The organism is Chryseobacterium sp. G0201 (assembly GCF_003815655.1).
Classification (GTDB): domain Bacteria; phylum Bacteroidota; class Bacteroidia; order Flavobacteriales; family Weeksellaceae; genus Chryseobacterium.
This window is the reverse complement of the sequence record NZ_CP033917.1, coordinates 4,473,941-4,495,660: the sequence shown is the minus strand read 5'-3', so window position 1 is coordinate 4,495,660 and position 21,720 is coordinate 4,473,941. Positions and strand designations below refer to the sequence as shown.

At 34.6% G+C, this 21,720-nt stretch carries 18 protein-coding genes; 10 read left to right on the top strand and 8 right to left on the bottom strand.

Features of this window, described 5'->3' with window-relative positions; all coding sequences use genetic code 11:
• Window positions 1-2 precede the first annotated feature (2 nt).
• Both EG348_RS20180 and EG348_RS20175 read left to right on the top strand, forming a co-directional pair.
• Window positions 3-1,847, top strand: coding sequence for a chloride channel protein (locus EG348_RS20180; protein WP_123984732.1), 1,845 nt, complete (start codon window positions 3-5; stop codon window positions 1,845-1,847).
• A gap of 432 nt (window positions 1,848-2,279) precedes the next feature.
• Complete coding sequence (locus tag EG348_RS20175) at window positions 2,280-2,693, top strand: hypothetical protein (RefSeq protein WP_123984731.1); 414 nt, start codon at window positions 2,280-2,282, stop codon at window positions 2,691-2,693.
• Between the two features lie 58 nt (window positions 2,694-2,751).
• Here the strand turns inward: EG348_RS20175 and EG348_RS20170 are convergent, their stop codons facing one another.
• The 3 genes from EG348_RS20170 to EG348_RS20160 form a co-directional block, all read right to left on the bottom strand.
• Window positions 2,752-3,957, bottom strand: a complete 1,206-nt coding sequence (locus EG348_RS20170) for an MFS transporter (RefSeq protein ID WP_123985127.1) — start codon at window positions 3,955-3,957, stop codon at window positions 2,752-2,754.
• Between the two features lie 93 nt (window positions 3,958-4,050).
• Window positions 4,051-4,965: a helix-turn-helix domain-containing protein gene (locus EG348_RS20165; protein WP_123984730.1), complete on the bottom strand. Its 915-nt coding sequence runs from the start codon at window positions 4,963-4,965 to the stop codon at window positions 4,051-4,053.
• 231 nt (window positions 4,966-5,196) lie between these two features.
• Window positions 5,197-8,538 carry a DEAD/DEAH box helicase gene (locus EG348_RS20160; RefSeq protein ID WP_123984729.1) on the bottom strand — a complete coding sequence of 1,114 codons (3,342 nt, stop codon included), beginning with the start codon at window positions 8,536-8,538 and terminating at the stop codon, window positions 5,197-5,199.
• Window positions 8,539-8,804: 266 nt separating this feature from the next.
• On the opposite strand from EG348_RS20160, the gene EG348_RS20155 reads away from it, so the two are divergent.
• Both EG348_RS20155 and EG348_RS20150 read left to right on the top strand, forming a co-directional pair.
• On the top strand, window positions 8,805-8,981 hold the full coding sequence (locus EG348_RS20155; protein ID WP_034684091.1) for a histone H1: 177 nt from the start codon (window positions 8,805-8,807) through the stop codon (window positions 8,979-8,981).
• 314 nt (window positions 8,982-9,295) lie between these two features.
• Window positions 9,296-10,867, top strand: a complete 1,572-nt coding sequence (locus EG348_RS20150; protein WP_123984728.1) for a M20/M25/M40 family metallo-hydrolase — start codon at window positions 9,296-9,298, stop codon at window positions 10,865-10,867.
• A gap of 23 nt (window positions 10,868-10,890) precedes the next feature.
• Here EG348_RS20150 and EG348_RS20145 read toward each other — a convergent pair whose 3' ends face one another.
• Window positions 10,891-11,442 (bottom strand): RDD family protein, encoded by a 552-nt coding sequence (locus EG348_RS20145; RefSeq protein ID WP_123984727.1) that lies wholly within the window; start codon window positions 11,440-11,442, stop codon window positions 10,891-10,893.
• A gap of 10 nt (window positions 11,443-11,452) precedes the next feature.
• Window positions 11,453-13,576 carry a Tex family protein gene (locus EG348_RS20140; RefSeq protein WP_123984726.1) on the bottom strand — a complete coding sequence of 708 codons (2,124 nt, stop codon included), beginning with the start codon at window positions 13,574-13,576 and terminating at the stop codon, window positions 11,453-11,455.
• Between the two features lie 238 nt (window positions 13,577-13,814).
• Here EG348_RS20140 and EG348_RS20135 point away from each other — a divergent pair, with 238 nt between their 5' ends.
• Window positions 13,815-14,492, top strand: coding sequence for a YceI family protein (locus EG348_RS20135; RefSeq protein ID WP_123984725.1), 678 nt, complete (start codon window positions 13,815-13,817; stop codon window positions 14,490-14,492).
• 123 nt (window positions 14,493-14,615) lie between these two features.
• Here EG348_RS20135 and EG348_RS20130 read toward each other — a convergent pair whose 3' ends face one another.
• A complete protein-coding gene (locus EG348_RS20130; protein WP_123984724.1) occupies window positions 14,616-14,972 on the bottom strand; it encodes a hypothetical protein in 357 nt (118 codons plus the stop codon).
• Between the two features lie 71 nt (window positions 14,973-15,043).
• On the opposite strand from EG348_RS20130, the gene EG348_RS20125 reads away from it, so the two are divergent.
• From EG348_RS20125 to EG348_RS20115, 3 genes are all read left to right on the top strand, one after another.
• Window positions 15,044-15,313, top strand: a complete 270-nt coding sequence (locus tag EG348_RS20125) for a DUF1294 domain-containing protein (protein ID WP_123984723.1) — start codon at window positions 15,044-15,046, stop codon at window positions 15,311-15,313.
• 174 nt (window positions 15,314-15,487) lie between these two features.
• Window positions 15,488-17,296, top strand: a complete 1,809-nt coding sequence (typA, locus tag EG348_RS20120) for a translational GTPase TypA (RefSeq protein ID WP_072412679.1) — start codon at window positions 15,488-15,490, stop codon at window positions 17,294-17,296.
• 128 nt (window positions 17,297-17,424) lie between these two features.
• The gene (locus EG348_RS20115) at window positions 17,425-19,032 is read left to right on the top strand and encodes a glycoside hydrolase family 10 protein (protein WP_123984722.1); all 1,608 of its coding nucleotides are present in this window, start codon (window positions 17,425-17,427) and stop codon (window positions 19,030-19,032) included.
• A gap of 77 nt (window positions 19,033-19,109) precedes the next feature.
• On the opposite strand, the gene EG348_RS21780 is transcribed toward EG348_RS20115, so the two are convergent.
• A complete protein-coding gene (locus tag EG348_RS21780) occupies window positions 19,110-19,283 on the bottom strand; it encodes a bacteriocin-like protein (RefSeq protein WP_164463326.1) in 174 nt (57 codons plus the stop codon).
• A gap of 208 nt (window positions 19,284-19,491) precedes the next feature.
• Between EG348_RS21780 and EG348_RS20110 the strand changes: the two genes are divergently transcribed.
• Together EG348_RS20110 and ychF are read left to right on the top strand one after the other, a co-directional pair.
• Entirely contained in the window at window positions 19,492-20,043 is a 552-nt protein-coding gene (locus EG348_RS20110; RefSeq protein ID WP_066757751.1) for a ferritin, read from the top strand.
• A gap of 143 nt (window positions 20,044-20,186) precedes the next feature.
• On the top strand, window positions 20,187-21,278 hold the full coding sequence (ychF, locus tag EG348_RS20105) for a redox-regulated ATPase YchF (protein WP_123984721.1): 1,092 nt from the start codon (window positions 20,187-20,189) through the stop codon (window positions 21,276-21,278).
• Between the two features lie 123 nt (window positions 21,279-21,401).
• Here the strand turns inward: ychF and EG348_RS20100 are convergent, their stop codons facing one another.
• Entirely contained in the window at window positions 21,402-21,560 is a 159-nt protein-coding gene (locus EG348_RS20100; RefSeq protein ID WP_123984720.1) for a bacteriocin, read from the bottom strand.
• Window positions 21,561-21,720 lie beyond the last annotated feature (160 nt).

Below are 21,720 nucleotides of genomic sequence, written 5' to 3'. Positions count from 1 at the left end.
AAGTGAAAATTGATAATAAAAGAAAATACCTAAGTTTTCTAAAATTCAAAAGAGATTTTCAAAAATACGGCCTTGAAAAAGTAAGAAGTTATGAGCTTATTCTTCATTGGTTAAATAACAGGTTGAGCCGTAGTCAGTTTCTTGTTCTTTCTGGTATTATTGTAGGGTGCAGTGCTGGATTGGCGGGGGTTGTATTGAAAACTCTTGTTCATCATATTCATAATTTTATCACCACTAAAGTTCACTTTGAATATCAAATATTATTCTACGTCATTTTCCCTTTTTTGGGAATCGTATTAACGACGAGCATTGTTCTTACCTTGTTTAAAGGTCAGGACAGGAAAGGAATTGGTGCTATTTTATATGAAATCGCTCAGAATTCAAGTATCGTTTCCTCTGTTAAAATGTATTCACAGATTGTTCAAAGTGCAATTACAGTCGGACTTGGTGGTTCTGCCGGATTGGAAAGTCCAATAGCGGTTACCGGAGCTGCAATCGGATCTAATTTTGCTCAAACCTATCGTCTGAGTTATAAAGAACGAACTTTATTACTGGCTGCCGGAGCTACAGCAGGTATTGCATCAGCTTTTAATGCCCCGATTGCCGGGATCATGTTTGCTTTTGAAATTTTGCTGACGGGAGTTGTCTTCACAGATTTTATTCCTTTGGTTGTTGCAGCGGTTTGCGGTAGTCTTTTATCAAGGATTTTACTTCAGGAAGATATACTTTTCAGATTTTATACAAGAGAACCTTTTAATTATAAAAATGTTCCTTATTACCTTATTTTAGGGATTACAACCGGATTATATGCCAGGTATTTTGTTATTGTTTCTCAAAAGGTCGAACACTTTATAAAAGGTCTAAACATGTCACGCTTGCGAAAAGCCATGTTTGGCGGGGCAGTTTTGTCATTGCTCTGCGTACTTTTTCCGCCTTTATTTGGGGAAGGATATGATACGGTAAAGGCTTTCACAAATGGTAATACGCATTCAATTATTGAAAACAGTTTTTTCAGGTATTTTGAGATTAAAGACTGGACAGTCATTATATTTTTAATTTTAGTTTGTCTTTTAAAAGCATTTGCAACGTCTTTTACCATTTTCAGTGGAGGAAATGGCGGAAACTTCGCTCCTTCACTTTTTGCGGGAGGAACTGTAGGCTATTTGTTTGCCTTAATTTGTCAGCATCTTGGCTTTTCAGATGTTCCGGTAACGAATCTCGTTCTTGTAGGAATGGCAGGTGCCATGAGTGGAGTATTGTACGCCCCGCTTACGGCGATATTCCTGATCGCGGAATCTAGTTTCGGGTACGATCTTTTTATTCCTTTAATGATTGTTTCTGTGATGTCTTACCTTATCGCTAAATGGTTTTCTCCCATTTCTCCAGAGTTAAAATCACTGGCAGACGAAGGAAAGATCTTTACAAATAAGCATGATAAAAATTTATTATTTTCATTAAAAACAGAAGATTTTATCGATAGATTTTCAGAAACTGTGAATGAAAATGCTTCTATTGCAGATGTATTTGAGCTTGTAAAAGAAGGAGATAAGAATATTTTCGGGGTGATAGATGATGAAAATAAATTGCGAGGAATCCTTACCATAGATGATATTCGTCCTTTTTTATTTTCAGATACGGATACTTCGGCGAGTATTATTAAAATTATGAAAGCACCGCCGGCAATCATTCATCCGGAAAATAAACCATTAGAAATACTCCAGATATTTGATGATACAGGTGTTTGGAATCTTCCGGTTGTGGATCGGGAAAACAAATTTGTAGGCTTTATCTCAAAAACATCCATCCTAATGAGCTACAGACAGCGTTTGAAGGAGTATTCTGATTGATAAAAAAATAGTAGATCTTTTTAGGAGAGCTCCTCATCAATTATTATGAAAAAAACAGGGGCTTGGGATCACCCCTGTAACACAAAAAACACAAACACAAAGTATGAGTATAGTCACTACTCTATGGTCATATAAAAGCTACAAATAAATATTTGCAGATACTTTTTAAAATAAAAGCAGGGGTAAGAATAAAGAACCAAAGACATAAAAGAGTCCCCTGCTTTCTAAATAAATGTTCAATTTTTATATGTCAAATATATCTTGTTTCCCTTAAAAAGACAGTACTGCATCTTTACTGAGGTTGTTAATTTAATGATAACTAATAGATTAATATAAGCACTGCAGTAATGATGTAGTAGATCATTTTACGAACTAGATTCCTTTTTTTGATCTTGCGATAAGATGATGGCTGTTAAAAAGAAAAAATTAAGAATGAAGAATAATAGAAATGTAATGGATACAACAGAATTAGTACAAAAAGAGATCTTGGATTTTCATGAAAATATAGAAAATTGGTTCAAAAAGAATATGATAAATAAAGAAGCTTTATTGTTAGGTTTATTACAGAACTTCCATCCTGACTTCAAAATGAAAGGAAGTCGCGGAAATGATTTGAATTACGAGGATTTTGCGAATTGGTTACCTTCTGCTTTTGGCAAATTTTCAGAAATGGAAATTAAAATTTCCGATATAAAAATCCATCTGACGGATAAACATGCTTTGGCAGAATATATAGAAACTCAAAATGCTGATGGAGAAATGAATACCAGAAAAGCTTCCGCTGTATTTCTGTTAGAATCTTATGATAAGATAAAATGGTATCATTTACTTGAAGAATCAATATAAAAGTCAGCGATCGTTTGAAGGTGAAATGTTGAAGGCCGGATGAATTAAAAAGCAGAGATTAATTCTCTGCTTTTTCTTTTTTCAATGTTTGACTCATAATAAGGATAATTGCAAAAAGTAAAAAGGAAATAATCAGATACCGCCAACCCAAGTCTTTTTGTTGAGCAACATTTCCACTGACAGAAATAATAAAACTCGTAAGAGAAGTAATAATATAAACTAATCCACCCATTAATCCGCCTGCTGTTCCGGCATTCTTAGGGAAATACAACATACTTGTCGTAAAAAAAGAGGTAAATAAAATCCCTGAACAAATATGAATGAAAAATGCAAAAGGAATCGTAATGTAAAGACTCTGTGCAAAGTAACTTACTGCAATCAAACTAGCAATTAAAACCAATTGTATAATAACAGGTTGTAAAATACGAGCTTGGAAATCCAATGAAATTCTTCGTTTGCCGATAAACCCACCAATCATCCATGAGAATCCAAGAATTAAAGTACAATATCCAATGACCACCGGAGTAAAATGAAAAGTATTTTCAATAATAAAAGGTCCGGTAATATTGAACAACATTACAATAGAATAACTTAATCCCAAAATGAAAATTCCCAACATAAAGATGCGGTTTTTCAACATCATCTGGTAGAGCTTGATATTTTCTGAAAAACTGACCTTCTTCTTTTCCGGAAGACTTTCACCACTAAAGAATAGTTCAAAAAGAAATATGGCTCCTGCATAGAAAGCAAGGAAATAAAAATTAGCATGCCAGTTAAATAGCTTTTCAAGATAACCGCCCAGAAATGGTGCCAAAATAGGTCCGCAAGACCAGACAATCGTGAAATAACTTAAATAATGCTTCACTTTTTCCGCATCATAAATATCCACAAAAATAGCGCGGGTAGCCACTACCAAAACAGAAACCGCAGCTCCCTGAAGGATTCTGAGAAGACAGATTAATAGAATACTATTCGTCATCGTGATCAACAGACTGCTGATAATCAAAAATAGTAAAGCCAGTAATTTAGGACGGTAGCGCCCGATATTATCCAGAATATTTCCTACGAATAACTGGCAGATCCCATAACTCAGTAAATAGGATGTTAAGGTGATCTGGATATCTTTTTCCGAAACCTGCATTCCCTTGGCCATTGATGGAAATGAAGGTAAATAAATATCAGTAACAAACCCCGAAAGCGGGATCGATATAAAGGCCATAATGGTAATTAATCTGATGCGTTTTTCAGATGCTTCTTTCAACAACATGCTTATTCTTTTTTTAACGATACAAAAATAGAGAAAGTATGATTACTATGAATTTTAAAAGACAAAGTAAAAATTACAAAATTCAAAGAATTAAACTATGCTTTTAAATTTAAGCGGGGAAGTGTTGGCGTACTTTTTAAAGAAGTTATTAAAATGAGAAGGTTCATCAAATCCCAATGTATAGCCGATTTCAGAAATATCCCAGTTGGTGTATTTCAGCAGATTTTTAGATTCTTCAAACATTCTTTCTTTAATGATTTGTGTGGTCGTGAGATTGGCTACCGATTTTACGGAAGAATTTAAATGATTCACATGTACATTAAGGTGTTCTGCAAAGTCTGAAGCTGTTTTCAAAGCTAATGGATAAGCCGGTGAATCCAACGGAAACTGTTTGTTAAGAAGTTCATCAAACAGTCGATATAACCTAATGTTAGCAGGAAGTTCATTAGGGTCAATATCTTCAACGCGATTCTCTAAAGCGAGGTGTAAAACGGAAGCCAAATGGTTTTTAATGCTGTTGCATCGAAACGGATAGGACGAATTATTAAGTTTATACATCTGTTCAAAATAGACGGTTGCCAGCTGGGTCTGTTCTTCTGTAAGAAAAACAATCGGCATGCTCCATTCTTTAAACATTGATGTCTTCTTAAATAGCTTGAATTCTGAATTTCCATTAAAAAACTCCTGATTAAACAGACAGAAATAACCTTCCTGAAGATCACCGTCACATTCCCAAGAATAAGGAATGCTCGGAGAAGGGAAAAATAGGGCAGGGCGATCGATATACAACTGTTGCTGGCCATACTGAAAAGTTCCTTTACCGATAATAAAGCTGATCTTATAATAGTCGCGGCGATTGTAAGGACTTTTAAAACTGCAGTACTTTCGCATAGAAATATTGAAATGTGATTTTCCTGTTTCAAAATCATCAGAATCAAACACTCTAAGTTTGTTTTGTCTTACGCGTTTGTAATAATCTTCTATCGTTTCTAATTGATCGCTCATGATGCAAAATTATAAAAATCAAATATAAGGAATGTAAATTTATTTTTGAATTATTTTCAATAAAAACAATTCTTACTATGATAATCTATAAAATCGATTGTTTTTTTTAATCACAAATCGAAGATTCAAAGAAGTTAAAAGGCACAAAGTTTCAATGTGTATAAACTGAATGGAAAATTATTATCCAAAATATATTGAGTACTAAAACTTTTGTGTCCTTTTGGGTAAATTTTACTCCAAGATTTCCAGAAGATCACTTTTGCTGAAATTCTGCAGTTTTGATTCACTGGTTTTTATTAAACCTTGGGCAAGTTTATTTTTTTTCTTCTGGAGATTTAATATTTTTTCTTCGACGGTATTGGAGCAGATCAGGCGAACGGCAATCACATTTTTTGTTTGTCCGATTCTGTAACTTCTGTCAATGGCCTGATTTTCAGAAGCAGGATTCCACCAAGGATCTACCAGATAAACGTAATCGGCTTCTGTAAGGTTAAGACCAACACCACCGGCTTTTAAACTGATTAAAAATACACGGATATTTTCATCTGTTTGAAAATTATTCACCTTCGTTCCGCGGTCTTTGGTTTGCCCTGTCAGATATTCAAAAGGGATATTTTTCTTCTCTAATTCAGTTTTAATCAAATCAAGCATTCCTACAAATTGTGAAAAGACAAGAATTTTATGTTCTTTAGATTTATTTTCGATCTGCTCGGTTAAAATCTCAATTTTCACGGCATTATCACCGGAATGACCTTCTTTCAACAAAGCAGGAGAATTACAGATTTGTCGAAGTTTTGTTAAGCCCGTTAAAACATGCATACTGTTTTTAAGCGTTTCATCATCAGTGGATGCAGAGATGAACTCTCGAAGCTCACGTTCATAAGTGTCGTAAATTTTACGCTGTTCTGCGTTCATTTCGCAGTAGATAACCATTTCTGTTTTTTCGGGAAGCTCTTTGGCGACTTGCTTTTTGGTTCTTCGGAGGATAAAAGGATTTATCTTTTGCTGAAGTTCTATAGCTCGTTTGGTGTATTCAAATTTATCGATTGGGATGGCGTACGTATCTTTAAAATACTGTTTACTTCCCAACAATCCCGGACAGGCAAAAGAAAGTTGCCCATACAGATCAAAGGTGTTATTTTCAATGGGTGTTCCGGTCAATACGATCCTGTTTCTTGATTGTAAAAGACGGGAGGCTTTGTATTTTTCTGAATTCGGGTTTTTAATAGCCTGCGATTCATCAAGGAAAATATAATTAAAATGAAACGTTTTAAGAAAACGAATATCCGAAAGCAGCATTCCATAGCTTATCAATACGACTTCATACTGATGCATCAAATCGGTCGTTTTCTTCCTGTCGGCGCCATAATGCAACAAAACCTTGATGGAAGGTGCAAATTTTTCAATTTCTTCCTGCCAGTTGAATAGGAGGGAAGTGGGAACAACAATCAGGTTGGTTGTAGGTCCGTATTTTTCTCTTTGATGTAAGATAAAAGCAATGATCTGTATGGTTTTACCCAGTCCCATATCATCGGCAAGACATCCTCCAAAATTGAAATTATCAAGAAAACCCAGCCAGTTCAGTCCGTCTCGCTGATAATCTCTCAGTTCTGCATTTAATTCTGCCGGAACGGTAATTTCAGGGATCTTTTTGGTTGCTGAAAAATTTTGTGAATAGGTATTGATCTCTGTTTGTACCTCATCACTCAAAACTTCTTTTTCAAAGAGATTTGATATTTCTGTGAAACTGATTTTCGGGATCTTTAATAATTCTTCATCAATATCTCCAATCTGGAAATATTTAGAGATTTTATTGATCCATTCATCGGGTAAAATACCTTGAGTGCCGTCATCTAATTGAATAAATTTAGTCTTATTACGTATTGCTCTGTTAATCTGTTTTAATGAAGCTTCTTTCTTGCCAAATTTTACAGCTAATTTAGCGTTGAACCAATCGACACCGCTGGTAATCAGGATGTTTAATTTAGCTTTATTTGGGTTTAATTTATTGTTCTTTAATTCATTGAATCCAAGAATGGTTATTTTTTCGTTTCTCCATGCTTCAAAGGCTTCTAAGAACCAATTTTCATCTAAAAATTTATCTTTATGAAGGTAGAAATATTCATTCCCGTCCATTTGCTCTTCAAATTCAGGATGTTGTTTCATAATGATTGAAGTCAAACGATCTTCTGCATCATGATTTCGTTCGATGGTGAACATATTTCCATTCTGATCAGTATCAAACAATTGCTTTCTGGAATAAACGACAACTTCAACCGAGCCATATTTCATTACCGGAGTAATAGAAACAAAATTTCCTTTTTGCTGTAGATAAATGATTCGTTCTGTGTTGAAATCTTTCTCTGCCAATTCTACCGGTGTGGCCTGGCGGATATAACTGTAATTGATATGGATATACTGTTCTAATGAAGATAAAACAGTTTGCAGAAATTCGTCATATTTTGAAGCGTGGATGATCAATATTTCATTATTTGATTTGAAAAACTTGATCACACGAAGCATATCAGGATTGTCAACCAAGCTGAGCGTATTTTGATAATACACAAAATAATCGTTTCGGATCACTACATTTTTAAAAGGGAGGGAAATGTCATTGAACAACAGCTCTCCTGTAATTTCGTAAAAAGGATCTTTCTTGAAAACAGTAAGTTGTATCTCCGATTTTAATATATTTAAATTAATCGAAATCAATGATTTTGAAGAAATTGTTTCGGCTACAGTGTGATCGTGATAATACACATCAAGGTCTAAAGGATTCTGGACGATCAGTTGTAAAGCCTGTAATTCTGCAGCGCTTTTTTCTTCGCTATATTTATTTTGAAAGGTGAGAATTGCCGTATAAAATTTGATCTCTGAGGGTTGTTCTGCTTTCCAGATCAACTGCATGGGATCAATCGTTGTAATTGGGTTTTTTACTTTTCCTGATTGGGTAATATCAGCTTCCATCAATGAAAAATTCAGTTGATTGTAAAAGCGGTGTTTTCCGATAACCAGAATCTTTTTTTTATCAGTATTCTGAACTGCTAATTCATCTAATATTGAAACGCGTTGAGGAAGCAGATCCTGTTTGAAAACCTGCTCATCCATTTGGATCAGCTCTTTGATTTTTGGCTGAATATCTAATTTTCCATCAGTATATTCAATGTTAAAATAAGCATCCAAATTTGTTTCATTTTCTAATCCAAAACCTTTCGCGACAGACATCAATGATCTTTGTCTTACATTATGATCAAAAAAGATTCGGAAGTTTTTCTGCTCCAGAATAGCGTGAATAATTTCAGCCTGATGCTCGCAAAGTTTATTCGTTTCATTGTCACATGAGCAAGCAGTTATTAATGAAGTTCCAACCTGGCTTACGGAAACATTCGGGAAATCAATGACAGATGTAGTTTTCGTAAAAACTCCGGCATTGCAGTCAAGGGCAATTGGGTAGATGTCCCGGAAATCTTTGTTTTCTATAAAATTTGCCGTTTGAGCGTGCTTCAAAAGATCATATATAGACAGTGTGCTGATGTTGGTATCCGATAAAATATATTCTTTTGGCAGCTCCATGGGACTTACGGACAAATAATTTAGTTATTTAGCGAATTTACATAAAACCGATAAAAGGTCTTCCCGAAAATCTGATTTTTATTTTAAATAAACCTGAATCTTACTTTACATTAGCTTTTGATAGAGAAAAAAAGGAACGAATTGACTTAAAAATTTTTATTTTCATTCCAAATTTTAATAATTCTCGATTTTTATTAAGTTTTTTTACCCTTAACTATTGCGAAATCCACCATAAAACCTATATTTGCACCCTAAATTTTAAAATAATGAAAGAACTTATTGAAAAGATCAACGCGGAATTTGAAGCTTTTACAACTGAAGCAAACCAACAAGCAGAAAAAGGAAACAAGGCTGCTGGAACTAGAGCTCGTAAATCAGCTTTAGAACTAAGCAAATTGTTCAAAGACTTCAGAAAAGTTTCTGTTGAGGAATCAAAAAAATAATCGACCTAAAATCGATATGAACCGGCTTCTTTGAAGTCGGTTTTTTTTATTATTAAATCAAGTTTGTCATTCCGTAGGAATCTAGGCTTATTTTATAGAGATCAAATTGTGAAATCCTTGTTTAGCTTCTTAATACTTTATCAAAAGCTAATCTTCTTAACAGCTTGATACATTTTAATGGTTTAAAAATTTAACTTTAAAATTATTTTTTAAGCCTAAATATCAATCATTAGGATAAAAATCATTCTGTTTTTCTCTTTTACCCTTCCCAGTTTCCCCCGAATTCCTTTATCTTTATCCCAATCAATGACATTATGAAGATAAATCGCTTTTTTGTAGCGCCTGCAGTAGTATTGGCGGTACAATTTTCATGGGCTCAGGCACAAACCGGTTCACAGGAAAAACTGAATCCTGTAGTTGAAAATTTTGTAAATGAAGTTAATAGCCATTCTCAGCTTGAAGATATGGCGTCTGAACTGCTTGATGGAATCGGGCCCCGTTTGGTTGGAACGCCTGAAATGCTGGCAGCCAATGAATGGACGGCCGAAAAACTTCGTTCTTGGGGAGTTGATGCCAATCTACAGCAATTCGGAACTTGGAAAGGCTGGCAAAGAGGAATTACGCATGTTGACATGACGTATCCTCGCATAAAATCATTATCTGCAACCCAATTAGCTTGGAGTCCTGCGACTAAAAAAGCGATTGAGGCTGAAGTTGTAATTCTTCCTAAAGTGTCTTCTAAAGCTGAATTTGATCAATGGTTACCTTCCGCAAAAGGAAAAATTGTTCTGATGGCGCAGTATCAGAAAATAGGACGTTCTGATGAACAGATCAAAGAGTTTGCAACTCCTGAATTATATGAAAAATTAAAAGCGGAAAAAGAACAGGCTTCAAAAGATTTCCGTGACTATGTGAAAAATATTGGATACGATAATAATACGCTTCCTGAAGCTTTGGAAAAAGCGGGAGCTGTGGGAATTGCCATTTCAAACTGGACAGGAATTATGGGAGCCAACCGGATTTTTGGAGCTAAAACAAGCAAAATCCCAATGATCGACATTGATGTTGAAGATTATGGAATGCTTTTCAGAATGGCTGAAAAAAGAAGTAAACCTAAAATTAAAATTGAAGCACAGTCAAAAGTTCTTCCTGATGCTAAAACTTTTAACACAGTCGGAATTATTAAAGGAAAAGAAAAACCGAATGAATATGTCATTCTTTCTGCTCACCTTGATTCTTGGGATGGTGCTCAGGGCGCGACAGACAACGGAACAGGCGTTTTAACGATGCTTGAAACCATGAGAATCCTTAAAAAATATTATCCAAACAATAAAAGAACGATCGTTGTCGGACTTTGGGGAAGTGAAGAGCAAGGTTTGAACGGTTCCAGAGGTTTTGTTGCAGATAATCCTGAAATTATAAAGGGAACACAGGCGGTGTTCAACCAAGATAACGGAACAGGTCGTGTTGTAAACATCAGCGGACAAGGATTTGTAAAATCGTACGATTATATCGGAAAATGGCTGAATGGAGTTCCGAAAAAAGTAAGAGATCAGATCAAAACAGATTTTCCGGGAATGCCCGGCGGAGGTGGTTCTGATCATGCTTCTTTTGTAGCTGCAGGAGTTCCCGGATTTTCTCTAAGTTCGTTGAATTGGGGGTATTTCGGCTATACTTGGCACACGACTAAAGATACATACGACAAGATTGTTTTTGATGAGGTGAAAAATAATGTAATTTTAACGGCATCACTAGCTTACATGGCATCAGAAGATCCGGAATTTACCAACAGAGAGAAAAGAGAAATGCCTCTTGATGATAAAGGACAGGTTACAAAATGGCCCGAGGCGAAAGGACCGAGAAGAGATTCTAAGGATTTTAAATAAAAAGAAAGTAGCTTAATTTTAAGCTACTTTTTTTCTTCTAACAGTTTTTTGATTTTCAACAACTGAATTTCTTTGACAATATATGTTTTGCACAATTTATTGTTCATGTGCATACTTAAATCCGTTCTAAAATGTGTTTGAGTTCCAAATGCAACATCTTTTGTGGTGTATTCTGAAAAGGAAGGGTAGAAGTTGGATAAGCACAAAAAATTCCTTTTTAATGATGTGAAAAAATTAGGAAAATTTCCAAAATCGTCAATGACAATCATTCTAAAAATCCTTTTTCCTAAGGTTGTTCCCCAAACTGTTTCGGTAATACTTCCAAGAATTATTACTGATGGGATTGAAAACAAGAAAGATAGAATTGGAGCCAGTTTAAAAATGAAAAGAAAAATAAGAAAAAAAGGAATTAGATCAATTATTTTAGCCCATTCTCTTTGTTTTTCACTACCTGAAAAATCAGCTTTGAAAGGTAAATCATATTCAAATTCATTATAAATACGGTTACCTTCCAAATCAAAATCTCGGGTCGCCCGGCGGGTTATTTTTTTTTCTTTTAATTCTGAAATTCTCATGAGTTTTAAATTAAAGAATCATACTCAGCTGAATCCTTTTTCTCGCTTCATCCACTTCAGTTACTCTCACCTCAACATGTTGATGTAGTTTTACCACTTCATTCACATCAGAAACAAAACCATCTTTCAATTGAGAAATATGAACCAGTCCGCTTTCTTTAATTCCAAGGTCTACAAAACATCCGAAAGCTGTAATATTATTGACAATTCCCGGAAGGATCATTCCGATTTTTAAGTCGGTGATCTTTTTCACACTAGGATCAAATTCAAAAACTTTTGCTGCTTTTCGAGGATCTAAACCGGGTTTTTCAAGTTCTTTTAAAATATCTTTTATTCCTAAAATTCCGATATCTTCAGTAATATATTTTTCGGGTTGAATTAAAGCTATTTTCTCTTTATTGGCAATTAATTCATCCGTTTTAATGCCTAGATCTTTCGCCATTTTTTCAACGATTTTATAGGCTTCAGGATGTACAGCTGAATTGTCTAATGGATTTTTTCCATGTGTAATTCTAATAAAAGCAGCAGCCTGTTGATAAGCTTTTTCGCCCAAACGTGGAACTTTTTTCAGTTGTTTTCTATCTTCAAAAGCACCATTTTCAGCTCGGTAGTTTACGATGTTTTCAGCCATTTTCTCACCAATTCCGGAAACATAGCTTAATAATGATTTACTTGCTGTATTCAAATTAATCCCGACAGAGTTTACACATCTCATGACTGTAGAATCCAATTCGTTTTTTAATTGAGTCTGATCTACATCATGTTGATATTGTCCAACTCCGATTGATTTAGCATCAATTTTAACCAATTCAGCCAACGGATCAGCCAATCTTCTTCCGATGGAAACCGCACCACGAACAGTCACGTCATAACTTGGGAATTCATCTCTGGCAATTTTACTGGCAGAATAAACAGATGCTCCCGCTTCCGAAACTACAAAAACCTGCAAAGGCTTATCGAATGCTATTTTTTTAATGAAAAATTCAGTTTCACGGCTTGCGGTACCGTTTCCGATAGAAATAGCTTCAATATTATAGGCATTGACCATCGAACGTATCTTTTTCATAGCCATTCCCGACTCGTTTTGTGGAGCGTGAGGATAGATGGTTTCATTGTGGAGCAAGTCTCCCTTTTCGTCGATACACACGATTTTACAGCCACTTTTATATCCGGGATCGATCGCCAGAATTCTTTTTTCGCCTAAAGGTGGCGCTAGTAATAATTGACTTAAGTTTTCAGAGAAAATTTCAATGGCTTTTTTATCTGCTTTTTCTTTAGCTTCCTGTAAAGTTTCGTTTGAAATAGCGGGTTCCAATAGCCTTTTATAACTGTCTTTTATGGCTAATGCAATTTGATCTGAACTTTCGTTATTGGATTTAATAATGGCATTTTCAATAAAATTAATGGCTTCTTCTTTGTCAACGCCGACATTTGTTTTCACGAAACCTTCCGATTCTGCTCTCAACATCGCGAGAAGCCTGTGAGATGGAGTTTTATACAAAGGCTCGTCCCACTCAAAATATTGGGAGAATTTTTGTGCGCCTTCTTCGTCCTTTTTGGCTTTAACAACTTTAGAAGTGATAAGCGCTTTACGCTGAAATAATCTACGGAGATTTTTACGAACGTACATATTTTCGTTGATCCATTCTGCCATAATGTCTCTTGCTCCCTGAAGTGCTTCTTCTTCGGATGAAACGTTGTCATTCAGATATTTTGATGCTAAAAACATCAGATCATTACTTTTCTGACTCATAATAATTCTAGCTAAAGGTTCTAACCCTTTTTCTTTGGCAGCATCAGCTTTTGTTTTTTTACGTTTTTTGAAAGGTAAATAGAGATCCTCAAGCTCCTGAATATCGAAACTTTCTTCTATTCTTTGTTTAAATTCCGGTGTTAAGGCGTTTTGTTCTTCAACAGATTTTAATATCGTTTCTTTTCTTTTTATAATCTCTTCAAACTGCTTACTGATCTTTGAAATTTGCTCTATCTGTACTTCATCCAGATTTCCGGTTCTGTCTTTTCTATAACGCGATATAAAAGGAATGGTGCAGTCTTCTGCCAAAAGCTGAAGCGTTGCATTAATGCTTTTTTCGGAAATGTTTACAATCTTCTGGATGAATTCAATATTTGTCATTCTGTAAAATTAAAGTGCTAAAATAGGCATTTTTGCCCTCGATTTAAATTTTGAGATTTACTATATTTGATTTAATTATGATAAAAAAGGTTCAATTTTTCATTTCTTGATGTATGTTAAGGTTATGAAAAGTTGTTTTTTCTATTTTTGACCTGTTAAAATTAAGGAAGTGAAATATTAATTTAATAATTTCGTTTACCTTATAATTCAGAATAATAATTTTTTTACAATAAATAATATGAAAAAACTTAGTGTCATTGCATTAGTTGCTGTAGGTTTGTTTGCAGCATCATGTAATAAAGAAAAATCTGCAGATACGGCTGCTACAGCTACTGAAAAAACTGTTGCAGAAGGAAAAGGTGAAGTTTTAGCTGTTGATGCTGCAACTTCTTTAGTAAACTGGAAAGCGTTCCATAAAGGAGGTTTTGCGCCTCGTTGGGGAACAATCAATGTGAAATCTGGTGACTTAAATGTTGAAGGAGGACAACTTTCTGCAGGTAATTTTGTTATCGATATGGCTTCTATTAAAGTAGATCCTGCTTCAGTAACGGAAAAAGATAAAAAACCGGCAGACTTGGAAACTCACTTAAAAAGTGCTGATTTCTTTGACGTAACAAAAAATCCTACTTCTGAATTCAAAATCACAAGTGTTGTAGATTTAAAAGATGCTCCTAAAGATGCAATTGCCGGAGCTAATAAAACTGTAAGTGGAAACCTTACTTTATCTGGAAAAACAGTGAATGTAACTTTCCCTGCAAAGGTTGATGTTACAGAAAACTCAGCTGCTGTTCAGGCTAAATTTACAGTTAACAGATCAGATTGGGGAATCAAATTCGGAACTTCTGAAGCAGATCCTGCAGAATGGATGATCAGTAAAGACATCGAAATTGCTGTAGACGTAAAAGCTAAAAAATAATTGTTAGACCATAAAAATGGGAGAAGCTGCTTTTTTATTAAGGCAGCTTTTTTATTTTGAAATCTAAAATATTGTAACTTCAAAGAGATGTTATTGAGACGTTTTTATATGAAATGTTTTATGCTAATTTAAAAACTGTGAATTCTTTATCCTAACACAATACTCGCTCCCCAAATGTAAAGGATTACCATGTTTCTCAGACCAGAAACCATCCAGTACATCTTTGCTTAAACAACGGTATACTGCAACACCTTTATAGATTTCCTGATCATCACCTTCATAATTAAAGTTGATGACTAAAATCTTATCTTTATAAAACCCTGTACCGTTTTGTATATGATCGCCGATAATCCATTGTGCGATAATACGGTTGTTTTCATCGATTGATAAAGTTAATATACCATGATAAGAAGGTTGGTCAGATTCTTCCTGATTGGAGCCTTCAATAGAATAATTTCCTGCCAAATCCTGTACAGTCATTGATTTTGTTTTTAGTGTACAAATTTAAGAAACTTTGTTTTTATTATTCTTTTTATATTAGATTTGTAGGAATGTTTTATTTATTATTAATAGTAAACCTTATCACTTTATCAGTCTTTGCTTTAGACAAATGGAAAGCCGTTAAACATCAAAGGAGAATCTCAGAAAATACACTTTTATTCATTACATTTTTGTGCGGAACAATAGGATCTTTGCTCGGAATGTTGATTTTCAGGCATAAAGTTTCAAAGAAATCTTTTCTGTTGAAGTTTGGATTGGTTGTCGTAATTCAGATCATATTAATTTATTTTCTTGAAAAATATAATATGATTAGTATTTAAAACTTAATCTGTTATTATAATTTTTTTGTTTTTAAATGATGTATAAATCTTTCAATTATAGGGCTTTAATAAAAGCTTTTAATTAAATGGCTCATTATTAAATTGTTAAATAATACATAATCTTACTAATTATTTAATTAAAAAACACTATTTTTGCACCCGTAAAAATCATTCATGCAAAACATTAGAAATATTGCGATTATCGCACACGTTGACCACGGGAAGACGACTTTGGTTGACAAGATTATTCATGCTACAAACATTTTCCGTGAAAACCAGGAGAGTGGAGAATTAATTATGGATAATAACGATCTTGAAAGAGAAAGAGGGATTACCATTTTATCTAAAAATATTTCTGTTACTTATAAAGACGTTAAAATTAACGTAATCGATACTCCCGGTCACGCCGATTTTGGTGGGGAAGTAGAGAGAGTTTTAAAAATGGCTGATGGAGTTATTTTGTTGGTGGATGCCTTTGAAGGACCAATGCCACAAACAAGATTCGTACTTCAGAAAGCTTTAGAATTAGGATTAAGACCATTGGTAGTTATCAATAAAGTTGATAAACCAAACTGTCGTCCTGAGGAAGTTCATGATAAAGTTTTTGATCTATTCTTCGCTCTTGATGCTACTGAAGCACAGTTGGATTTCCCAACGTTCTATGGTTCATCTAAGCAAGGTTGGTTCAACACTTCATTAGAGCAAACAGAAGATATTTTCCCATTATTAGATGGTATCTTACAATATGTTCCAGAACCGAAAGTTGAAGAAGGAAACTTACAGATGCAGATCGTTTCTCTAGACTTTTCTTCTTTCTTAGGAAGAATTGCTATCGGAAAAGTAATCAGAGGTGAGATCAAAGAATCTCAGTGGATTGGTTTAGCTCAGGCAGACGGTAAAGTATTGAAAGGAAAAGTAAAAGAACTTTACGTTTTTGAAGGATTAGGTAAGAAAAAAGTTACAGAAGTAAAAGCTGGAGATATCTGTGCTGTTGTAGGTTTTGAAGCTTTCCAGATCGGAGATTCTTTCGTAGATCTTGAAAATCCTGAACCATTGCCAAGAACTTCTATTGATGAGCCAACGTTGAACATGACGTTCTCTATCAACAATTCACCTTTCTTTGGGAAAGATGGTAAATATGTGACTTCTAATCACCTGAAAGAAAGATTATATAAAGAATTAGAGAAAAACTTAGCATTAAGAGTTGAACAAACTGGTGATGCAAACACTTTCCTAGTATTCGGTAGAGGTATTCTTCACTTGTCAGTTTTGATTGAAACAATGAGAAGAGAAGGGTATGAAATGACAATTGGTCAGCCACAGGTTATTTTGAGAGAAATAGACGGAGAAAAATGTGAGCCTTATGAATCATTAGTTGTTGATGTTCCTGAAGAATTTGCTTCAAGAGTTATCGATTTGGCAACTCAGAGAAAAGGTGACCTTCACATTATGGAAACTAAAGGTGAAATGCAGCACATGGAATTCGAAATTCCTTCAAGAGGTTTGATAGGATTGCGTTCTCAGATGTTGACTGCTACTGCAGGTGAAGCTATTATGGCTCACCGTTTCACAGAATACAAACCTTTCAAAGGGGCTATTCCTGGAAGAAGTAATGGTGTTTTGGTAAGTAAAAGTCAAGGTCCGGCAACTGAATATTCTATTGCAAAACTACAAGATAGAGGTAAGTTCTATGTTGATCCGGGCGAGGAGATCTATGCAGGTATGATCATTGGTGAGCAAAACAAACCAGGAGATTTGGTTATCAATATTGTTGAAGCAAAACAATTAAACAATATCCGTGCTGCAGGTAAAGATAAAGATGGTGGAGTTGCTCCAAAAATCTTGTTCTCTCTTGAAGAATGTATGGAATATATCCAAAGTGATGAAGCGATCGAGGTGACTCCAAACTTCATCCGTATGAGAAAGAAAGTACTTTCTGAAGAAGAAAGAAGAAGAATCGAAAGATCAGGAAAAGCTTCATAAGTTTTTTCTATATAAAATCAAAGCCTCGAATTTTTTCGGGGCTTTTTTTATAATTAAATGTTAAAATGTTTATTTTGGTTAATGATCTTTATGACAGAAAAAAATAATTTAATGTAGTTTTGCAGACTATGAAAATGAATAATTTAAAATTGATAATATTTTTGGGCGTTCTAGCTTCATGTGGCAGTGCAAAAACTGCTAATGAAAGCGTAAAACCTGTCCGAAATCAAAATACAACAAAGCCGAGTACTAATCCAACAAAACTAAATGCACCTGTAGTAAACACAAAGCCCGTTACAACTCCAATTACAGAAGAAATTTTTAAAGTAAATCTTCCTGCAATTAACAGAGAGTTCCGTGGTGCATGGATTGCAAGTGTTGCCAATATCAACTGGCCTTCAAGAAATAATCTAACGGTTGATCAGCAAAAGCAGGAAGCGATCAGCATGTTGGATATGTTGAAAGATAATAACTTTAATGCTGTTATTTTCCAGGTTAGACCTTCTGCAGATGCTTTATATACAAGTAATATCGAGCCATGGTCGTATTTCCTAACAGGCGAAACGGGAACAGCTCCTTATCCTAATTACGATCCTCTACAATTCTGGATCGACGAAGCACACAAAAGAGGATTGGAGCTTCACGTTTGGTTAAACCCTTACAGAGCACATCATACAAACGGAGGCTCTCCCAACAGCTTGTCGATGGCAAATAAATTGTCAGACATTGTTGTAAGATTAAAAAACGGAATGTATTGGTTTGATCCTGCCAATCCGAAAACACAAGGACACGTTTCTAATGTAGTGAAAGATATTGTAAAAAGATATGATATTGATGCGGTACATTTTGATGACTATTTCTATCCTTATGCAACTTATAATAAAGGTGCAGATTTCCCTGATAACGCTACCTGGAATGCCTATGTAAGCAGCGGAGGAACGTTATCGAGAGCAGATTGGAGAAGAGATAATGTGAATAAATTTGTAGAGCGTATCTATAAAGAAATTCATGCTGAAAAAAACTATGTAAGATTCGGGATCAGCCCGTTTGGGATTTGGAAGCCCGGATATCCCGAAGGAATCGTTGGCTCTTCTCAATATGACGAATTGTATGCTGATGCCAAATTATGGTTAAATAAAGGCTGGGTAGACTATTTCTCGCCACAATTATATTGGCCTATTGAATCAAAAGGTCAGTCTTTCGGTTCATTATTAAATTGGTGGAAATCTGAAAATACCATGAACCGCCATTTATGGCCGGGATTGAATACAGTTGAAATAAAATCTTCAGACCGCCCGACAGAAATTAAAAATCAAATTGAGCTTTCAAGACAGATTTTAGGAAAAGATGCGGGTGAAGTTCATTGGAGTATTGCAGGTTTAACCAAAAATTCAAGCATGCTGCCAACTTTAAAGAACGGCCCGTACAAAGAAAAAGCATTAGTTCCACAAAGCCCTTGGATAAAGGCTTTACCGTTACAAACTCCAACATTATTCACCAATGACAACGGGAGTTCAATACAGGCAAGCTGGAGCAATAAAAATATAAAAGACGTTTTCCAATGGGTACTTTTCACTCAGTACAACGGAGTTTGGGAAACGCAGATTTTAACGGTAGAAAATCTCACGAAAGATATTCCTAAAAATAAAGACGGTAAAACATTAAATGCCATTGCCATCAAAGCCATCGACAGACTAGGAAACGAAAGCAACTATATGGCAAAAAAAGTAAAATAATTTTCTTTAGTTAAATAATAAAAACCAGTTCAGAAGAGCTGGTTTTTTTATGGATTTAAATTAATCAAATTCCATTTTTAATTACTCAGGTTAAAACAATCTAAATCCGGACAAAGCAGTATTTGAACTTCTGTCAAGTTAAGAAGTCCTGTGTCCGCCAGTGTGCAAAGAAGTTTGCATACAGGATCAAGTAATCCACCTCCGGAAAGACTTTTCAGCTCGTCTCTGTCTAATTTTTTTAAATTTTTCATGATAATAATTTGTATGGTTAATAAGATTCTAAAATAGGAATAATTGTAATAAATCGATCTTTTATATTTTAGAATAGCTATAAATTATTAATTTAAATCAATGAATTTCAATTTATTATAAACTGATTTAAGGTTTTTTAATTAAAATTAATAATCTTATCGGAACCATTTTTGCATCATTAATCTTAATCACACAAAAATATACATTATGAATACTAAAAGACTTTCCGACAATATGGAAAAAGCATTAAGCGATCAAATGAACAAAGAAATTCATGCTTCTCACATTTTTTTATCTTACGGAATTTGGGCTGATGATAAAGGCTATCAGGGAATCGCCAACTTTCTTTATAGACACTCGCAGGAAGAAAGAAACCATTCTATTAAATTTATGGAATACGTACTGAACAGAGGAGGAAAACCAAAAGTAGACGCTATTCCTGCTCCACCAAAGGATCCCGAGTCTTTAACGGATTGTTTTGATGGTGTTTTCAGACATGAAGTTGATAACACAACCTCAATCTACAGGCTTGTAGATTTGTCTTTAGAAGAAAAAGACTGGGCAACATGGAACTTCATGCAGTGGTTTGTTCAGGAACAGATCGAAGAGGAAACTTTAGCTTCTAATTTAATTGACAAATTAAAAATTGCCGGTGGTGACCGAGCGACTGATGAATCTTTATTTACGTTAGATAAAACTTTACAGAATGCGCCAAACGACGTGCCTTTAGCTCAGAATGCTACAGGAGAAAACCCATAAAAGCCAATTTGGTGAAACAAAAATTATTAAAAATCTGTCAAAATATTGGCAGATTTTTTTATTATGAAACTCATTGTAAAATCACTATCTTTGCACACCTTTAACAAGCAATAGTGAAAACTATTTCTAAAAGCTAAGAATATATGAAATGTGGAATCGTAGGCTTACCGAATGTTGGTAAATCAACTCTTTTTAACTGTTTAAGCAACGCAAAAGCTCAATCAGCAAACTATCCTTTCTGTACAATCGAACCGAATTTAGGAACTGTTTCAGTGCCGGATCACAGATTGTTTGAGTTGGAAAAATTAGTAAATCCCGAGAGAGTTTTACCTGCTGTTGTTGAGATCGTAGATATCGCCGGTCTTGTAAAAGGAGCAAGCAAAGGAGAAGGATTAGGAAACCAATTCTTAGCAAATATCCGAGAATGTGAGGCAATTATTCACGTTTTAAGATGTTTTGATAATGGAAATATCATTCACGTTGAAGGTTCGGTTGATCCAATGAGAGATAAAGAAATTATCGATATTGAGCTTCAATTGAAAGATCTTGAAACTGTTGGAAAAGCAGTAGAAAAAGCAAAAAAATTCATCAAATCTGGAAAGAAAGATGATATTTTAACATACGAAACACTTCAAAATCTTGAGAAATTTATCGAAGACGGTAAAAACGCAAGAGAATTTCCGATGGATGATTTTGCGAAATCAATTATCGAAGATGTTCAGCTTTTAACAAACAAGCCTGTACTGTACGTTTGTAACGTAGACGAAAATTCTATCAAAAACGGAAACGACTGGATCGCTAAGATCGAGGAAATGGCTAAAAATGAAAATGCAGAAGTTGTTGTTTTGGCTGCTCAGATCGAAGCAGATATCAATGAATTGGAAACTTTTGAAGAAAGAGAAATTTTCCTTGAAGAGCTTGGACTTACTGAACCGGGTGTAAACCGTTTGATTAGAAAAGCATACGACCTATTGAAACTTCAGACATATTTTACTGCTGGTGTTAAAGAAGTTCGAGCGTGGACAATCGGACAGGGCTGGACTGCTCCTCAAGCTGCAGGAGTAATTCACACAGATTTCGAAAAAGGATTTATCCGTGCAGAGGTTATTAAATTTAACGATTATGTACAGTACGGTTCTGAAATCAAGATCAAAGAAGCCGGAAAATTGGCTGTAGAAGGTAAAGAATACATTGTTCAGGATGGTGATATTATGCACTTCAGATTCAACGTATAATAAGAGAATATTAAAGTTAGTTATAAATGAAAAACGCTTCCAATGTATTTTGGGAGCGTTTTTTGCAAATAAAAATACCGCTCAAAACAGAGCGGTATTCCTTTTGAAAATATTATATTTTAACTACGGTAATTCTGGTCTGCATTGCAATTGTGCGCAGCTTAATGATACTTTTTTGCACCCTCCGGTCCATGGATCGATGCAGTCTAGCAATCCACCTTTGATGGTTCTTAGTTCTTTTTTGTTTAATTTTTTTCCTTTAGGAATGTTTTGGTTTTTCATAGTGGTTGATTTTTAGTGAGTTAGTTAAAACGAAGTTATGAAAAATTATTATAATTAAATCACTTTCGTTGGAATTTATTTTGAAGATTAAGAAAAAAACTATAAATTAAATGTTCTAATCTCGAGTCTTTAAAACTTCCTATATTTGAATTTTACAAAT

Excerpts from the sequence above, each read along its gene's own strand:
- EG348_RS20175 (WP_123984731.1), top strand. The coding sequence starts at position 2,280 with ATGAAGAATAATAGAAATGTAATGGATACAACAGAATTAGTACAAAAA.
- EG348_RS20165 (WP_123984730.1), bottom strand. The coding sequence starts at position 4,965 with ATGAGCGATCAATTAGAAACGATAGAAGATTATTACAAACGCGTAAGA.
- EG348_RS20160 (WP_123984729.1), bottom strand. The coding sequence starts at position 8,538 with ATGGAGCTGCCAAAAGAATATATTTTATCGGATACCAACATCAGCACA.
- EG348_RS20155 (WP_034684091.1), top strand. The coding sequence starts at position 8,805 with ATGAAAGAACTTATTGAAAAGATCAACGCGGAATTTGAAGCTTTTACA.
- EG348_RS20150 (WP_123984728.1), top strand. The coding sequence starts at position 9,296 with ATGAAGATAAATCGCTTTTTTGTAGCGCCTGCAGTAGTATTGGCGGTA.
- EG348_RS20145 (WP_123984727.1), bottom strand. The coding sequence starts at position 11,442 with ATGAGAATTTCAGAATTAAAAGAAAAAAAAATAACCCGCCGGGCGACC.
- EG348_RS20140 (WP_123984726.1), bottom strand. The coding sequence starts at position 13,576 with ATGACAAATATTGAATTCATCCAGAAGATTGTAAACATTTCCGAAAAA.
- EG348_RS20135 (WP_123984725.1), top strand. The coding sequence starts at position 13,815 with ATGAAAAAACTTAGTGTCATTGCATTAGTTGCTGTAGGTTTGTTTGCA.
- EG348_RS20130 (WP_123984724.1), bottom strand. The coding sequence starts at position 14,972 with ATGACTGTACAGGATTTGGCAGGAAATTATTCTATTGAAGGCTCCAAT.
- EG348_RS20125 (WP_123984723.1), top strand. The coding sequence starts at position 15,044 with ATGTTTTATTTATTATTAATAGTAAACCTTATCACTTTATCAGTCTTT.
- typA (WP_072412679.1), top strand. The coding sequence starts at position 15,488 with ATGCAAAACATTAGAAATATTGCGATTATCGCACACGTTGACCACGGG.
- EG348_RS20115 (WP_123984722.1), top strand. The coding sequence starts at position 17,425 with ATGAAAATGAATAATTTAAAATTGATAATATTTTTGGGCGTTCTAGCT.
- EG348_RS21780 (WP_164463326.1), bottom strand. The coding sequence starts at position 19,283 with ATGAAAAATTTAAAAAAATTAGACAGAGACGAGCTGAAAAGTCTTTCC.
- EG348_RS20110 (WP_066757751.1), top strand. The coding sequence starts at position 19,492 with ATGAATACTAAAAGACTTTCCGACAATATGGAAAAAGCATTAAGCGAT.
- ychF (WP_123984721.1), top strand. The coding sequence starts at position 20,187 with ATGAAATGTGGAATCGTAGGCTTACCGAATGTTGGTAAATCAACTCTT.
- EG348_RS20100 (WP_123984720.1), bottom strand. The coding sequence starts at position 21,560 with ATGAAAAACCAAAACATTCCTAAAGGAAAAAAATTAAACAAAAAAGAA.